This window comes from Allobosea sp. 05T433, from assembly GCF_056396065.1.
The window spans coordinates 52093-66654 of the sequence record NZ_JBFTKS010000013.1 but is presented as its reverse complement, the minus strand read 5'-3'; the positions used below and the strand labels follow the sequence as shown (position 1 = coordinate 66654).

Sequence of the window (14562 nt, the reverse complement as noted above, 5' to 3'; positions counted from 1 at the left end):
TTTCATATGTCATATTTTGACAACACCGTTGCGGCGGCGCATCAGTGCGCCGAGCCGGGCACCCTTGCGTCCGGCTTTCGCGGAGTTGTTGAGACAGAGTGACCGCCTCCATCAGCGATATCAGGATCACGCCGCGTGGCGAGGATACGCCGCGACGCGTCTCGGGCTGGCTCGGGGCCCTCGTCGTCGTGTTCGCGCTCGTCTCGGCACTGGTGACGTTCCTCGTCCTGTCCGGCGCGACTCCCATCGTGCCGGTGCACGAGGTCGTCATCGGCGTCTTCGTGCTCAACGGCTTCCTGATCCTGCTGCTGCTGATCATCGTCGCATTCGAGACGGCGGTGCTGATCCGGGCAAGGCGTGCCGGGGCTGCGGCCGCCGGGTTGCATGTCCGCATCGTCGGCCTGTTCAGCATCATTGCCGCCTTGCCGGCGGTGCTCGTGGCGGTGATCGCGACCGTTACCATCGAACGCGGCCTCGAGCCCTGGTTCTCGGATCGGATGCGCGATGCCATCTTCAAATCGGTCGAGGTCGCCGACGCCTATGCGGCGGGCCAGTGCCAGTCGCTCGGCCGCGAAATCCGTGTGCTGGCGGACGATCTGACGCGGGCGAAACCTGCCTTCGATGCCGACCGCAAATGGTTCGAGAACTTCCTGACAGCCCGTGCCACGGCGCTTGGCGTGCCGGTCGCCACGATCATGCGCCCGCCGGCGACGGTCCTCGTCAGGGCGAATATCGATGTGCTGCGCGATGCGCCAAAACCCGATGAAGCCGCGTTCGAGGATGCGCAATCCTCGCCCGAGCCGATCTGCGTGCTGCCCTCGACCGGGCGCATCTTCGGCGCGCTGGTCAAGCTGCCGACCTACGACAACGCTTTCCTCTATGTCGCCCGTGAGGTGAACCCGCTCGCCGTCGAGTTTCCGGCCGTCGCCCGTGGCGCCGCCGTCGAGTATCTCTCGATCGATGCACGCCGGAAGGGCGTGCAGATCGCCTTTGCCTCGATGTATGCCCTGATCGCCGTCATCCTGCTGCTTTCGGCGATCTGGATCGGACTCAGTTTCGCCAACGGGCTCGTGGCGCCGATCCGACGCATGATCCACGCGACCGACCAGGTCTCCAGCGGCAATTTCTATGTCCAGGTCCCGATACGACGATCGGAGGGCGACCTTGCCCATCTCGGTGAAACCTTCAACAAGATGACGGCGGAGCTGCGCCGGCAGCGCGACGGGCTGGTCACGGCCAGCGAAGTTATCGATCGACGACGGCGCTTCACCGAAACGGTCCTGTCGGGTGTATCCTCCGGCGTGCTCGGCCTCGATGCCGACGGCCACATCACCATCATGAACCGCTCGGCGGAGATACTGCTTGGCGCTGGCGGCCGCTTGCTGGGCGAGCCGATCGGTCAGGTCGCCCCCGAAATCGCAGGATTCGTTGCCGAAGCGCTGCATAATCGGCAGAGACAAAGCTCCGGTCAGATTGCGATCACGCGTGCCGGCCATGACCGCATGGTCAATGTCCGCGCCGTGCGTGAAGGCGAGGGAGCTGGCGCAGGTCTTGTCGTGACGCTGGATGACATAACCGATCTGGTCTCGGCGCAGCGCACGGCGGCTTGGGCCGACGTCGCACGGCGCATTGCCCATGAAATCAAGAATCCGCTGACACCAATCCAGCTCTCGGCCGAGCGCATCCGGCGCAAGTTCGGGCGCGTGATCGTCGACGACAAGGAGATCTTCGAGCAATGCACGGCGACGATCGTGCGCCAGGTCGAGGATATCCGGCGCATGGTCGACGAGTTCTCCTCCTTTGCGCGCATGCCGAAGCCCTCGTTGGAGCGTGAGGACATCGTCGAGACGGTGCGCCAGATCGTCTTCCTGATGCGTGTCGGCAATCCGGAGCTGACGCTGTCGGAGGATCTGCCGGCGGAGCCTGTTCTGGCGCAGTTCGACCGCCGGCTGATGTCCCAGGCGCTCACGAATGTCATCAAGAACGCCACCGAAGCGATCGAAGCCTTGCCGATGGACCAACGCGGCCCCGGCAGGATCGATGTCTCTTTCCAGCGTCGCGACGATGGCTTGATCATCGTCGACGTCATCGATAACGGCAAAGGCCTGCCCATCGATCAGCGCCAGAAGCTGCTAGAACCCTATATGACGACACGCGAGGGCGGCACCGGGCTCGGTCTCGCGATCGTCGGCAAGATCCTCGAGGACCATGGGGGGGGCATCGAACTGCTCGACCGACCGGACGTCCATGAAGGCGGACGCGGCGCGCGCGTCAGGCTCTGGTTCCCCGAAGCCGGGCCGGAGCAGCAACCCGATGATGCCGAAGCCGGTGGCAAGCCCGCCGATATCGCCATGAACAAGCAGAACGGAACTCAGGAATGAGCGCTGACATTCTGGTCGTAGACGACGAAGTCGACATCCGGGAACTGGTTTCCGGCCTGCTCGAGGACGAGGGCTACCGCACGCGCAAGGCGGGATCGGCGGACGAGGCTCTGGCGGCGATCGCGGCCCGCCGGCCGAACCTGGTCTTTCTCGACATCTGGCTGCAGGGCAGCCGGCTCGACGGCTTGCAGGTGCTCGACCTGATCAAGGAGAGTCATCCGGACCTTGCGGTGGTGATGATCTCCGGTCACGGCAACATCGAAACCGCGGTGTCCGCCATCAAGAGCGGTGCCTATGACTTCATCGAGAAGCCGTTCAAGGCCGACCGGCTGATCCTGGTCGCCGAGCGCGCGCTCGAAGCGTCGCGACTGCGGCGCGAAGTGCGCGAACTGAAGACGCGCTCGGTGCAGGCAAGCCGGATCGTCGGCAAGTCGACCGTCGTCAACCAGTTGCGCCAGACCATCGACCGCGTCGCGCCCACCAATGCGCGCGTGTTGATCACCGGCGAGCCCGGATGCGGCAAGGAGCTGGCCGCCCGGACCCTGCACGAGGCCTCCAGCCGGTCGACCGGCCCCTTCATCGTCATCAACGCAGCGACGATCACGCCGGAAACGATGGAGGAGGAGCTCTTTGGCGTCGAGGGCGGGGAGGGCCGCTCCCGCCGGGTCGGGGCGCTCGAGGAAGCTCATGGCGGTTCGCTCTATATCGACGAAATCGGCGACATGCCGCGAGAGACGCAGAACCGTATCCTGCGCGTTCTCGTCGATCAGAATTTTCAGCGCGTCGGCGGCGCGACGCGCGTCCATGTCGACGTCCGCATCATTTCATCGACCAGCCGCGATCTCGCCCAGTTGATCGCCGACGGGCGCTTCCGCGAGGATCTCTATCATCGGCTGAGCGTGGTGCCGGTGCGCGTGCCGTCACTCTCCGAGCGGCGCGAGGACGTGCCAGAACTGATCGAGTTCTTCATGGACCAGATCTCGGTCGCGACCGGCCTGCCGAAGCGCAGAATCGGCGGCGACGCGATGGCGGTTCTGCAGTCGCATGAATGGCCTGGTAACGTCCGCGAACTGCGCAACAATGTCGAACGGCTGATGATTCTGACCAAGGGGGATCCGAGCGCCGACATCACCATCGAGATGCTGCCCGCCGAGGTGGGCGCCATGGTGCCGACGACGCCGTCGGGGTCTGGCGGCGAACGCTTGATGAGCCTGCCACTGCGCGATGCGCGCGAGATTTTCGAGCGCGAGTATCTGATCGCACAGATCGCTCGCTTCTCCGGAAATATCTCACGCACGGCCGAATTTATCGGCATGGAGCGCTCAGCCCTGCACCGCAAGCTGAAGTCGCTCGGGGTCGGCTGACGGAGAGGCAGGCGCGATCTGCATGTGCGCCTGCGTCGAACGCAGGACTTTCTGCTGCGCACGCCTGTCGAACCACTTGCATTGCAGCATATGCACGCGGTCTAATGACCTATCGGTGTTCCGAAATGCCCCGGCGCTCGGCCGGACGCTGAACGGAACGAATTGGATCGCCAACGCAACCCGAAGCGCGATCCCAACAACAGGGGCTGAACATGGCCGCAGAGCGGGCTCAAAACCTTCAGGACACCTTCCTCAACCACGTCCGCAAGCAGAAAATTCCGCTGACGATTTTCCTCGTCAACGGCGTGAAGCTGCAGGGCGTCGTCACCTGGTTCGACAATTTCTGCGTGCTGCTCCGTCGCGACGGACATTCGCAGCTCGTCTACAAGCATGCCATCTCGACGATTATGCCCGGCCATCCGGTTCAGCTCTTCGAGCCTGAGGAAACGGACAAGGCCTGAGGCCGTGGCAGGGCGCTCGGGCACGGACGACGTACCGGCCGGGGTGAAGCCACTCGACGAGATCGAGCGCGACATCGCGGCCAATACCCGTGCCTTCGTCATCGGCCCTTACCTGCAGCGCCGCGGCGCGGCGGCGGATGCAAATCAACGCTCCTTCGCCGCGCGGCTGGACGAGGCGGTGGGACTTGCGGCTGCGATCGATCTTTTCGTGGTGGAGCCCATCTCTGCGCTGCTGACGGCGCTGAGACCGGCGACTTATCTGGGCAAGGGCAAGGTCGAAGAGATCGCCGAGCGCATCACCAACGAGGAGATCGGCCTCGTCGTGATGGATTGCGCGCTGTCGCCGGTGCAACAGCGCAATCTTGAAAAGGCCTGGGGCTGCAAGGTCATCGACCGAACCGGCCTGATCCTTGAGATCTTCGGACGGCGCGCCCGCACCAAGGAGGGCGCGCTGCAGGTCGAACTCGCCCACCTCAATTACCAGAAGAGCCGCCTGGTGCGGTCCTGGACCCACCTGGAACGCCAGCGTGGCGGCTTCGGCTTCCTTGGCGGTCCCGGCGAGACGCAGATCGAGGCCGACCGGCGCGTCATCCAGGAGCGGATGACCAAGATCGAGCGCGATCTCGATACAGTGAAACGTACTCGCTCACTGCATCGTGCCAGCCGGAAACGTGTGCCTTACCCGGTTGTTGCGCTGGTTGGCTACACCAACGCTGGAAAGTCGACGCTGTTCAATCGACTGACCTCGGCCGACGTCCTGGCCCAGGACATGCTGTTTGCGACGCTCGACCCGACCGCGCGCGCAATCAAGCTGCCGCATGGTGCCCGCATCATGCTATCAGACACCGTCGGCTTCATCTCGGACCTGCCGACCCAGCTCATCGCGGCTTTCCGGGCCACGCTTGAGGATGCGATCGAAGCCGATGTGCTGCTGCATGTGCGCGACCTCGCTCATGACGATACGCAGGCGCAGGCTGCCGATGTGCAGGCCATCCTGAGGGACCTCGGCATCGATCCCGATGATGGACAGCGGGTCGTCGAGGTCTGGAACAAGGCCGACCTGCTCGTCGGAGACGAGCACGACCGGCAGCTTGCGCTGGCAGAGCTCAGGCCGGTTGCGTCACGTCCCGTCCTGGTTTCAGCTTTGACGGGCGAAGGCGTTGACCGCCTGACCGACGCGATCGAAACCCGCATCGCGCGCAGCCGGCCGGTCTACCGGCTCACGCTCGAGCCCGGCGACGGCAAGTCGCTTGCCTGGCTGCACAGCAATGGCGAGGTCCTCAGCCGCGAGGATGCGGAGGACGGCGCCCTCGCCTTAACCGTGCGGCTCCCGCCGGAGCGGGAAGGGGCGTTTGGGGCGCGTTTTCCCCAGGCAGAACGCCAAGGTTAGACTACCGGACCGGATATCACATCGGGTCCGGTGATCTGACCTTCCGTGTTTGCATCGGCTTTCCCGAAAACCGCAATCCACCTTTCGGGCCGACGCTCTAGCCAGCGCCGGCCTTCGCCTTTTCCATGCGCTTTACCGCCTGCCAGAGCGCTTCCAGCTCGTCGAGCGTCGCATCCTTCGCGTCCCGGCCCTCGGCGGCAAGGGCGTCTTCGATCCCCCGGAATCGGCGTTCGAACTTGATGTTGGCCGCGTTGAGGCACCCTTCGGGGTCGGCATCGACATGACGCGCCAGGTTGGCAACGACGAAGAGCAGGTCTCCGATCTCCTCCCGGATGGCCTCCTTGCTGCCACCGGCAAGGGCCTCCTCGATCTCCGCCGTTTCCTCGCGGATCTTGTCCAGAACGAGCCTGGCATCGTTCCAGTCGAATCCGACGGTCGAGGCCTTGGCCTGGAGCTTCCAGGCACGGGTGAGAGCGGGCAATGTATGGGGAACGCCGGCGAGAACACCCCTGTCCTCGCTGGCCTCGGGCAGCCCGGCAGCGCGGTGGGCTGCGGCCTTGTCGGCCTTCTCCTGTGCCTTGATGCGGTGCCAGAGCGCCTTGACCTCGGCCGGCGAGAGGTCTCGCGCATCGCCGAAGACATGCGGGTGGCGGCGGATCAGCTTGCTGGTGATCGCCTCGACCACATCGGGAAAGGAGAAGGAGCCCTCTTCCTCGGCCATGCGCGAATGGAAGACCACCTGCAGCAGCAAATCCCCGAGTTCGTCCTTGAGATCGATCTTGTCGCCGCGCGCGATCGCGTCGGCGACCTCATAGGCCTCCTCGACCGTATAAGGGGCGATCGAAGCAAAGTCCTGCTCCAGATCCCAGGGGCAGCCGGTGCCGGGCGTCCTTAGCGCCGCCATGATCTCGATCAGCCGGGCAATATCGCGAGAGGGCTTCAACGCTGCAATTCTCCGGAGGTTGAGCTACCGTCCTCCCATGATTCAAGTCACCCCGTCCATTACCCTCGACGAGAGCGAGCTCGAGGAGAGTTTCGTGCGCTCCTCCGGGCCAGGAGGACAGCACGTCAACAAGGTATCGAGCGCAGTCCAGTTGAAGTTCGATGCGCGCCGATCTCCGTCCCTGCCGAATGATGTGGCGATCCGGCTGATGAAAATCGCGGGCAGCAGGCTGACGCAGGACGGCGTCATCGTCATCGTCGCCCAGGCGCAGAGGAGCCAGAAGCGCAATCGCGAGGAGGCGTTGGAGCGCCTGCTGGACATGATCCGCGAGGCCGCGGTCCGCCCCGAAACACGCCGGCCGACCAAGCCGACAAAGGCATCGAAGGAGCGCCGCCTGCAAAGCAAGGACCGGCGTTCATCGATCAAGTCGGCACGATCGAAACCTGGTCTGGACTAGAATGAGCGCTACCAATGGGGCCGGCGCCCCGCACAGCGCCAGTCCGCGCAAACCGCCACGGCGGATCAGCGCCGATTATCTGCAGCGAGCGGCGATGCATTATCTTGAGCGCTACTCGGCCCCTGCCGGGCAGTTGCAGCGCGTCCTTCAACGCAAGGTGATGATGAGCTGCCGCCACCATGGCGACGAACCCCGATCCTTCGCCGCACTCATCGATGAAACGGTGGCGCGCTGCGTTGCGGCAGGGCTGGTCGATGACAAGCGCTTTGCGGAAGGAAGGGCGGCAACCTTGCGCCGAAAGGGGCAGTCCGCCCGCGCCGTTGCCGCGCGACTTGCGGCCAAGGGCGTCGGACGCGAGCTGGTCGCGGAGGTGAGCCGCGCCACCGAGGATGAGGAACTGGCTGCGGCGCGGATCGCCGCCCGACGCAAGCGGCTTGGGCCCTGGAGCCGCAGGGACCGTGCCGAGAACCGCCAGAAGGATCTCGCGGCGCTCGCCCGGGCTGGCTTTACGATGACAATCGCCCGCGCCGTGATCGACGGCGCGGGCGACGAAAGCTGATCGCCACTTCCGGGAAGGGCGCTTCAGTCGAGCTTGATCTTGGCGTCGTCGACGACCTTGCCCCAGCGCGCCACTTCCGCTGTGACGAACTTGCCGAAATCGGCTCCGTAGATCGCAGGAATCGTGGAGCCGTTCTTCTTCCAGGCCTCGGTGATCATCGGAGCCTTCAGCGCCTTCTCGATCTCGCCGCGCATGCGCGTCACGATGTCGTCCGGCGTGTTCTTCGGCGCCCAGATGGCGTACCAGGTCGCGACCTCGTAGCCGTCAAGGCCGGCCTGCTTGGCGGTCGGCACGTCCGGAATGGCATCCGAGCGCGCCGGGGCGGCGACCGCCAGGGCACGCAGCGCACCGCTTTGCACCTGTGCGGCCGAGGAGCCAAGCCCATCGAACATCACATCGACCTGGCCAGCGACCAGATCCTGCATCGCGGGTCCGGCGCCGCGGTAGGGAACATGGGTCAGGTTGGTCTTGGTGACGAGCTTGAAGAGTTCACCTGCAAGATGGTGCGTCGTGCCGTTTCCGGCTGATGCGTAGTTGAGTTTGTCCGGATTTTTCCTGGCGTAGTCGATCAGCTCGGCCAGCGTCTTGGCCTGGACCTTGCCCGGATGGACGACGACGACCTGGGGCGGCTGGGCGATGACCCCAACCGGAACAAAATCGGTCTGGATATTGTAGTCGAGCTTCGGATAGAGCGCAGGCGCAATCGCATGATGCGCGGCCCCAACGAAGAAGGTGTAGCCATCCGGAGCCATCCGCGCCGCTGCCGAAGCGCCCACGGTGCCGCCGGCGCCACCACGATTGTCGATGATGATGCGCTGCCCGAGCTGCTGCTCGAGCTGGGCGGCGATCGGCCTGGCAAAGGCATCGGTGCCGCCGCCGGCCGGGAATGGCACGATGAAGGTGATGGGTTTCTGCGGCCAGGCCTGGGCCTGGGCCTGCGCCGGAGCAGTGGCCGCCACGCCGAAACCCGCGGATACCGCAAGCGCGATGAGCCAGCTAGACTTGTTCATGAATGCTCGTCCTCCCTGAAACGAAACCAGGCTCTTGATGGCCATTGACGCGATGCCATTGCGGCATTCTGTATGCATCTAAATGGATTAGGGCATCGGCCGCAGCAAATGACAAGCAAGCCATTTGGCCGATGCGAAGCCCGCAATTGCGATTGCGCCGATGCCGGAGACAGATGCTTTTCATGAGCCGCCTCGACAGTTTTATCCGCCGCCTCGAAGCCCAGCGCCGCATCCTCGACTGGGCGGCAGACTCCGTCACCAACCGCAATGGGCTCGTGCTCGAGCTTGGCCTCGGCAATGGCCGCACATACGATCATCTGCGCGAAATCCTGCCGAAGCGGGAGATCTATGCCTTCGACCGTGAGGCCACGGCCAATCCGCGTTCGATGCCTCCGGAGAGCGCGCTGGTGCTCGGCGACATGGCAAAGACGCTACCGGACTTCGTGGAGCGGCATGGCCGCAATGCCGCGCTGATCCATGTCGACGCCACAACAGGTGTGTCGGAACGCGACCGTATCCATCTGGCCTGGTTGCCGGAGCATGTTGCCGCACTCGCGCAGGACGATGCACTCATCATCAGCGGCTCCGATCTCGAGCATCCTGCACTGGTTGCCGTTTCGCTCCCCGATGGTATCCCGGAAGGGCGCTACTTCGCCTATCGCCGCGCGGCTCCGTAAAGCGCGCGCTTGCAAGCCTGAGCTTATCTTATGGCCGAGGCGGGACCTGTCTGAGGAGACGACATGACCGGAGGCATCCACCACCTCACGCTGATCACCCGCGATGCGCAGGCCAATGTCGATTTCTATGTCGGCTTCCTCGGCCTGCGCCTCGTCAAGCAGACCGGTGGCTACGAGGATGCGGAGCAACTCCACCTGTTCTACGGCGACCGCCTGGGTTCGCCTGGCTCGCTGGTCACCTTTCTCGTCTGGCAGGACGGCTCGCCAGGTCGGGTCGGACATGGGCAGGTGAGCGAGATCGCGCTGGCCGTGCCACCGGCGAGCATCGGCTTCTGGCTGACGCGGGCACTGACGCAGCGTGTGCCCACTGAGGGACCGAAGCAGGAATTCGGCGAGCCCGTCTTGCGTTTGCGCGACCCCGACGGGGTGATCGTGAAGCTCGTGGGTACGGATATGGCGGCCGCGGCGCCATGGCAGGCGCCCGGGATCGCACCCGAGGATGCGATCCGCCGGGTTCGCGGCGCAACCATCCTGTCTGAAACGCGGGAGGAAACGGCCGCCTTCGTCGCACGCTTCGGCTACCGGCCAGCCGCGGCCACGACCGCTGTTCAGCGCATGGTGTCCGATAGTGGCGATGTCCTCGATATCCGCGATGCCGGCGGGTTCTGGCCCGGAGCTCCAGGCACGGGCATCGCGGACCATGTCGCCTTCCGGGCGAGGGACGAGGCCGCAGTGAAGGCCATCGAAAGTTCTCTGGCACGCCTCAATTCCTCGGTCACCACGCTTCACGACAGAAAATACTTCACCTCTCTCTATGTCCGCGAACCCGGCGGCACCCTGATAGAACTGGCGAGCGACGGCCCGGGATTTACGGTCGACGAGCCCGAGGACAGGCTTGGAACCAGCCTGATGGTTCCTCCATCCGATGGCAGCCGGGCTTCCGAGATCCGTGTCGTGCTGCCGCAATTCTCCCTGCCGGGAGAACCGCGCATGACCTATCGCGATCTGCCCTTCGTGCACCGTTTCCATGTGCCCGCAACGACGGACGGCAGCACTCTCGTGCTGCTCCATGGCACCGGCGGCAACGAGGCGGATCTGATGCCGCTGGCGCACCGGATCGCGCCGGAAGCGACCTTGCTCGGCGTGCGTGGACGCAGCACTGAGGAGGGCACAGCACGCTGGTTTCGCCGATCGTCGCCGACCGAATTCGACCAGGCCGATATTCGTGCCGAGGCCGCCGCCTTCGCGGCCTTCGTCGAGAGTGCGACAAAGGGTTACGCGCTGGATCCGGCACGCACGACCTATCTCGGCTATTCCAACGGCGCGAACTTCCTTGCCGCGATGATGCAGATCCATCCCGGCCTGATCCRCCGGGCCATCCTGCTGCGCGCGATGAATGTGCTCGAACTGCCGCAGGAGACCGATCTTGCGGGGGCGGATATCCTGATCCTGGCCGGGGCTTCCGATCCCTTTGGTGTGCATGCAGCGGAGCTGGAAGCGCGGCTGAGGCAAGCCGGCGCCCAGGTCGAGGCGCAAGTGATCGCAGCGGGACATGAGCTATCGGAGGCCGATGCGGCCGCCACCAAGGTCTGGCTGGCGGCACACTGAAGATCCTCGGCAAGAGCTGAATGAATTGCAGGCAAACCCTTCCGTGGGCGCGGCCCATGGCTTAAAGGCGCGGGACCTCCCTGAAATTTGGTCCCGTAGAAGCATGATTCGTCTCGAGAACATCGGCAAGCAGAACGGCAAGCAGATTGTCTTCATCGAGGCATCCGCAGCGCTCCAGAAGGGCGAGAAGGTCGGCCTTGTCGGCCCCAACGGCGCCGGCAAGACAACGCTCTTCCGCATGATCACGGGGCAGGAGGCGCCCGACGAGGGTCTCGTGGCCGTCGATCGCGGCGTGACCATCGGCTATTTCAGCCAGGACGTCGGCGACATGTCCGGCCGCAGCGCCGTCTCCGAGGTCATGGACGGGGCGGGCCCGGTCAGCGCCGTTGCGACCGAGCTGAAGGAGCTCGAGACCGCCATGGCCGATCCCGCCCGCGCGGACGAGATGGACGAGATCATCACGCGCTATGGCGAGGTCCAGGGGCGGTTCGAGGAGCTCGACGGCTACGCCATGGATGGGCGGGCGCGCGAGGTGCTCGCCGGCCTCGGATTCAGCCAGGAGATGATGGACGGCGATGTCGGTGCTCTCTCCGGAGGCTGGAAGATGCGCGTCGCGCTGGCCAGGATCCTGCTCATGCGCCCTGACGCCATGCTGCTCGACGAGCCGAGCAACCATCTCGACCTCGAGAGCCTGATCTGGCTCGAGGCCTTCCTGAAGGGCTATGATGGCGCACTGCTCATGACTTCGCATGACCGCGAGTTCATGAACCGGATCGTCGACAAGATCGTCGAGATCGATGGCGGGGCGCTGACGACCTATTCGGGCGATTACGAGTTCTACCAGCAGCAGCGCGCGCTCAGCGAGAAGCAGCAGCAGGCCCAGTTCGAGCGCCAGCAGGCGATGCTCGCCAAGGAGATCAACTTCATCGAGCGCTTCAAGGCACGCGCCTCGCATGCCGCGCAGGTGCAAAGCCGCGTGAAGAAACTGGAGAAGATCGACAGGGTCGAGCCCCCCAAGCGCCGCCAGACAGTCCAGTTCGAATTCCTGCCAGCACCGCGCTCCGGCGAGGACGTGGTCACCCTGAAGAACGTGCACAAGCGCTACGGCAGCCGCAGCATCTATGACGGGCTCGATTTCCAGGTGCGCCGCAAGGAGCGCTGGTGCGTGATGGGCATCAACGGCGCCGGCAAATCGACGCTGTTGAAGCTGGTGACAGGGGCCACCGAGCCGGACGACGGCACGGTCGCGCTGGGCGGCACCATCAAGCTGGGTTACTTCGCCCAGCACGCCATGGAGGTGCTGAACGGTGACGCCACCGTGTTCCAGTCGCTCGAAGACTCGTTTCCCCAGGCGGGGCAGGGCTCGCTGCGAGCACTGGCCGGCTGTTTCGGCTTTTCCGGCGACGATGTCGAGAAGCGGTGCAGGGTGTTGTCCGGTGGCGAGAAGGCCCGGCTGGTGATGGCGAAGATGCTCTACGATCCGCCGAACTTCCTGGTGCTGGACGAGCCCACCAACCACCTGGATATCGCGACGAAGGAGATGCTCATCACGGCCTTGGCGCAATACGAGGGGACCATGCTGTTCGTCTCGCACGACCGCCATTTCCTCGCCGCACTGTCCAACCGCGTTCTCGAACTGACCCCCGAGGGCGTTCACACCTATGGTGGCGGCTATACGGAATACGTCGCGAGCACGGGCCAGGAGGCTCCCGGCCTGCGGAGCTGAGCTGGCAGCGGAGCTCCCTGGCCATCGCTCGCCGAGCATTCGGCTCGGCTCTCGTCGGGCTCACGGCGGGGCGCGATCGGGCCTACAATTCCAGGCTGCCATCGGAGCGAGGCATCGCCACGATCCACGAAGCCGCTTCGAGCGCAGCCTCTATACTCCAATCAGAAACCACGCCGCCGATGCCGCCTACCATCGACACCATGCTCACGACGCGGCGCCCGTTCGTACTGCTGGAGGACCGGCTCGCGGCAGCCGCGTCGGCCCAGCTCTACTGTGAGCCGGTCGAGGTCGTTCGATGCGACCATACCGAGGAGATCTCGTCTGCGCTCGGTAGAATCGAAGACGGCCTGTCCCGGGGGCTGCATGCCGCCGGCTTCCTGAGCTACGAGCTGGGATACGCCTTCGAGCCACGCCTCGTCGCGTCGATGCCGCAGGCGAGGGCGCTTCCCCTGCTGTGGTTCGGGCTGTTTCGGGCGCCGCTGCAGCTCCCTGCCGCGCAGCTGGACCAAGCCTTTGGAGCACTGGGACCTCCGCCGCCGCTCGGCACTGTTCGTCCGCAGCTCGATGCACCAGCGCACGCGGCCAAGATCCAGCGTGTCCTGGACTATCTTCACGCCGGCGACGCCTACCAGATCAACCTGACCTTTCCGATCGCCTTTCGCTACGACGGCGATCCCCTCGCGCTCTATGCCGCCTTGCGGTCGAGCCAGCCCGTGGCGCATGGCGGTATCGTTACCATCGACGATGCGAGCATCCTGTCGGTTTCGCCGGAGCTCTTTCTTGAGGTCGAATCGGGCCGTGCGACGACGCGCCCGATGAAGGGAACAGCACCGCGACGCGACGGACCGGCAGCGGAGCACGCCGCTATGGAAGAGTTGCAGGCCGACCCCAAGCAACGCGCCGAGAACCTGATGATCGTCGACCTGCTGCGCAACGATCTCGGACGGATCAGCGCCATGGGGTCGGTCGAAGTGCCAAGCCTCTTCCAGGTCGAGACCTATCCGACATTTCACACGCTGACGTCGACGGTGACATCCAGGTTGCGTCCCGGCCTCTCGCTCGAAGACCTGCTGCGGGCTGTCTTCCCCTGCGGCTCGATCACCGGTGCGCCGAAGCTGCGTGCGATGGAGATCATCCGCGAACTCGAGGACGGCGCGCGCGATCTCTATACCGGTTCGATCGGGCAAATCTCGCCCGATGGCGATCTTCGCTTCAATGTCGCAATCCGCACGGCAACGATCTTTCCGGGCGGTGCCGGCCGCTATGGCGTTGGCGGCGGCATCGTCACGGATTCGCGTGCTGCGGACGAGTATTCCGAATGCCTGCTCAAGGCCCGTGTCCTGACCGACCTGGCCGAGGAATACGGACTGATCGAAACGCTGGGCTGGTCGCAAGAAACCGGTTTTGCACGGCTGCCCCTGCATCTCGACCGCCTCGACCGTTCGGCAAGGGCGCTCGGCTTCCGCTTCGACCGCGACGAGGCGGAAACGCGTCTTGCTGCGCTGGTCGAGACCTTTGCGCCGCAAGGGCTGCGCCGTATCCGCCTCGAACTCCGTCGCAACGGCGTGCTCGGTATCGCCGCACCAGTGCTCGCTGCCGAGCCGGACCGGCCTCTCGAGGTCGTCCTCGCCGCCGCAAGGGCCGATGCAGGCGACCCATTCCTGCGGTACAAAACAACGCGCCGTCGTATCTACGAGACCGCATTTGCGGCAGCCGTCGATTGCGGGGCCGATGAAGCCGTCTTCCAGAACCGCGCAGGCTTTGTTACCGAAGCAACGCGCAGCAACATCTTCGTCGAGCGGGACGGAATCCTGCTCACACCGCCCCTGTCCGATGGTGTCTTGCCGGGCGTGCTGCGCCAGACCCTGATCGAGAGCGGACGGGCCGTTGAGCGGCAACTGCGCCCGGGAGATCTCGCTCGGGCCGGGCACTGGTTCCTGGGCAATAGCCTGCGCGGCTTGAGGCCCGCTCGATTGATGAGCTGAA

The 14562-nt window shown here is 64.9% G+C and carries 12 protein-coding genes; 10 read left to right on the top strand and 2 right to left on the bottom strand.

The window, feature by feature from the left end; translation table 11 throughout:
* The first annotated feature begins 98 nt into the window (after positions 1-98).
* The 4 genes from AC1DGP_RS18745 to hflX all read left to right on the top strand — a co-directional run bounded on the left by AC1DGP_RS18745 (position 99) and on the right by hflX (position 5596).
* Positions 99-2381 carry a sensor histidine kinase NtrY-like gene (locus AC1DGP_RS18745; protein ID WP_441507822.1) on the top strand — a complete coding sequence of 761 codons (2283 nt, stop codon included), beginning with the start codon at positions 99-101 and terminating at the stop codon, positions 2379-2381.
* Positions 2378-3745: a nitrogen assimilation response regulator NtrX gene (ntrX, locus tag AC1DGP_RS18740; RefSeq protein WP_441491628.1), complete on the top strand. Its 1368-nt coding sequence runs from the start codon at positions 2378-2380 to the stop codon at positions 3743-3745. The genes AC1DGP_RS18745 and ntrX overlap by 4 nt, the downstream gene beginning before the upstream one ends.
* Before the next feature lie 212 nt (positions 3746-3957).
* Positions 3958-4206: an RNA chaperone Hfq gene (gene hfq / locus AC1DGP_RS18735; protein WP_069880868.1), complete on the top strand. Its 249-nt coding sequence runs from the start codon at positions 3958-3960 to the stop codon at positions 4204-4206.
* A 4-nt stretch (positions 4207-4210) separates the two neighbouring features.
* The gene (hflX, locus tag AC1DGP_RS18730; RefSeq protein WP_476832411.1) at positions 4211-5596 is read left to right on the top strand and encodes a GTPase HflX; all 1386 of its coding nucleotides are present in this window, start codon (positions 4211-4213) and stop codon (positions 5594-5596) included.
* A gap of 97 nt (positions 5597-5693) precedes the next feature.
* Here hflX and mazG read toward each other — a convergent pair whose 3' ends face one another.
* Positions 5694-6539 (bottom strand): nucleoside triphosphate pyrophosphohydrolase, encoded by an 846-nt coding sequence (gene mazG / locus AC1DGP_RS18725; RefSeq protein WP_476776543.1) that lies wholly within the window; start codon positions 6537-6539, stop codon positions 5694-5696.
* Between the two features lie 37 nt (positions 6540-6576).
* Between mazG and arfB the strand changes: the two genes are divergently transcribed.
* Together arfB and AC1DGP_RS18715 are read left to right on the top strand one after the other, a co-directional pair.
* A complete protein-coding gene (gene arfB / locus AC1DGP_RS18720; RefSeq protein ID WP_043234302.1) occupies positions 6577-6996 on the top strand; it encodes an alternative ribosome rescue aminoacyl-tRNA hydrolase ArfB in 420 nt (139 codons plus the stop codon).
* Position 6997: 1 nt separating this feature from the next.
* Positions 6998-7555, top strand: a complete 558-nt coding sequence (locus AC1DGP_RS18715; RefSeq protein ID WP_476776542.1) for a regulatory protein RecX — start codon at positions 6998-7000, stop codon at positions 7553-7555.
* 23 nt (positions 7556-7578) lie between these two features.
* Here the strand turns inward: AC1DGP_RS18715 and AC1DGP_RS18710 are convergent, their stop codons facing one another.
* Complete coding sequence (locus tag AC1DGP_RS18710) at positions 7579-8565, bottom strand: Bug family tripartite tricarboxylate transporter substrate binding protein (RefSeq protein ID WP_476832410.1); 987 nt, start codon at positions 8563-8565, stop codon at positions 7579-7581.
* 182 nt (positions 8566-8747) lie between these two features.
* Between AC1DGP_RS18710 and AC1DGP_RS18705 the strand changes: the two genes are divergently transcribed.
* The 4 genes from AC1DGP_RS18705 (at position 8748) to AC1DGP_RS18690 (ending at position 14561) form a co-directional block, all read left to right on the top strand.
* Positions 8748-9242: a class I SAM-dependent methyltransferase gene (locus tag AC1DGP_RS18705; protein ID WP_476832409.1), complete on the top strand. Its 495-nt coding sequence runs from the start codon at positions 8748-8750 to the stop codon at positions 9240-9242.
* A gap of 63 nt (positions 9243-9305) precedes the next feature.
* Entirely contained in the window at positions 9306-10850 is a 1545-nt protein-coding gene (locus AC1DGP_RS18700; RefSeq protein ID WP_476832408.1) for a VOC family protein, read from the top strand.
* Positions 10851-10953: 103 nt separating this feature from the next.
* Positions 10954-12576 (top strand): ABC-F family ATP-binding cassette domain-containing protein, encoded by a 1623-nt coding sequence (locus AC1DGP_RS18695; RefSeq protein WP_441507815.1) that lies wholly within the window; start codon positions 10954-10956, stop codon positions 12574-12576.
* Positions 12577-12755: 179 nt separating this feature from the next.
* The gene (locus AC1DGP_RS18690) at positions 12756-14561 is read left to right on the top strand and encodes an aminodeoxychorismate synthase component I (RefSeq protein ID WP_476768917.1); all 1806 of its coding nucleotides are present in this window, start codon (positions 12756-12758) and stop codon (positions 14559-14561) included.
* Position 14562: the final 1 nt, after the last annotated feature.